This is a genomic window from Halorubrum sp. SP3 (genome assembly GCF_005435195.1).
In the GTDB taxonomy this organism is placed as follows: domain Archaea; phylum Halobacteriota; class Halobacteria; order Halobacteriales; family Haloferacaceae; genus Halorubrum; species Halorubrum sodomense.
This window is the reverse complement of record NZ_SGTU01000104.1, coordinates 1-1,263: the sequence shown is the minus strand read 5'-3', so window position 1 is coordinate 1,263 and position 1,263 is coordinate 1. Positions and strand designations below refer to the sequence as shown.

General features: G+C 61.0%; 2 protein-coding genes and 1 pseudogene. 1 reads left to right on the top strand and 2 read right to left on the bottom strand.

Annotated elements, in window-relative coordinates; translation table 11 throughout:
• Positions 1–231, top strand: a pseudogene (locus tag EXE42_RS15635) (sugar nucleotidyltransferase); the annotation flags it as partial.
• 5 nt (positions 232–236) lie between these two features.
• On the opposite strand, the gene EXE42_RS15630 reads toward EXE42_RS15635, so the two are convergent.
• Together EXE42_RS15630 and EXE42_RS15625 are read right to left on the bottom strand one after the other, a co-directional pair.
• Complete coding sequence (locus EXE42_RS15630) at positions 237–686, bottom strand: GDP-mannose mannosyl hydrolase (RefSeq protein WP_137706921.1); 450 nt, start codon at positions 684–686, stop codon at positions 237–239.
• Positions 686–1,263 (bottom strand): dTDP-glucose 4,6-dehydratase (locus tag EXE42_RS15625; protein ID WP_137706920.1); only part of this gene is annotated, 578 nt, incomplete at its 5' end. The genes EXE42_RS15630 and EXE42_RS15625, both read right to left, overlap by 1 nt.

Sequence of the window (1,263 nt, the reverse complement as noted above, 5' to 3'; positions counted from 1 at the left end):
GACGACCCGCCATCGACGCTCGTGATGACTGGGTGTTACCTGCTCCCCGCGGACGTGTTCCACGCGTGTGCGCTGGTCCAACCGTCTGCGGAGGGCGAGTACCAGCTGAACGAAGCGGTCGGGCTGTTGGTTCGGGCAGGGTACGAGATCGAGACCATCCATCTCGGTGAGCGCGTGAACGTGAATACGCCCGCCGATGTCGAGCAGGCGGCACGGCTCGTGCGGGAGTAGTCGGGTTAGCGATCGTCGAGGTATCGTTTAACGTACGGATGGAGATTCTCGAACGGCGGCCGGAAGACTTGGAAGGCGCTGTGTTGGTCGTCGCCGCCGATCTCGGGATCGTCGCGGTCGAAGTGACAGCGATACCCAGTCGCGAGATAGTGTTTCGAATCGACGCTATCGGCCGCTGCCGTTTCGTAGAAATGTTCGTAGGTCCCGAGACAGTCGTCGATGACGACAGGTTCTCCGAGTTCCTCGTTGGCCACGCGGTGGACAGCATCAGTGCGAGGTTCGTTTTTGAACACCGTTCCACCGGGCACGAACCACTCGCCTTTTGCGGGCTCGTTCTCGCGTTTCCCCAAGAGGACGCCGCCGTCGTGGTCGATCACGAGATCGACGGAGACGAGCGGAACGTTTGCGACGATCAACTTCCATTCCTCGTCCGGGATCGGGTCCGTATCGGCCATCAGTCAAGGTAGTAGTCGACAGCGCGTTCGAGCCCCTCCTCGAAAGAGTACTGCGGCTCCCACCCCAGCGCTTCGATCTTCTCGGTGTCGAGCGCGTATCGCTGATCGTGACCTGCGCGGTCTTCAACGAACTCGATGAGGTCGTCGGACGCGCCGACGGCATCGAGAATCGCCTCGGTAACCTCGAGGTTCGTCTTTTCCGCGTGGCTGCCGATGTTGTATACTTCGCCAATCTCTCCTTCTCGTAGCACGAGATCGAGCGCCCGACAATTGTCCTCGACGTAGATCCACTCACGGACGTTGGACCCGTCACCGTACACGGGGAGCGCCTCCCCGGCAGCCGCGTTCTGGATGAATTTCGGAATGAGCTTCTCAGGGTGTTGTCGCGGGCCAAAGTTGTTACTGGTTCGCGTGATGACCACGGGGAGGTCGTGGGTCGTCTGGAAGCTGTTCGCGAGCAGATCTGCGCCCGCCTTCGTCGCAGCGTAGGGATTGCGCGGGTTGAGCGGGTCGTCTTCCGAGAAGGTCCCGTCGAGCACCTGCCCGTACACTTCGTCAGTCGAAATCTGGAGGAAGC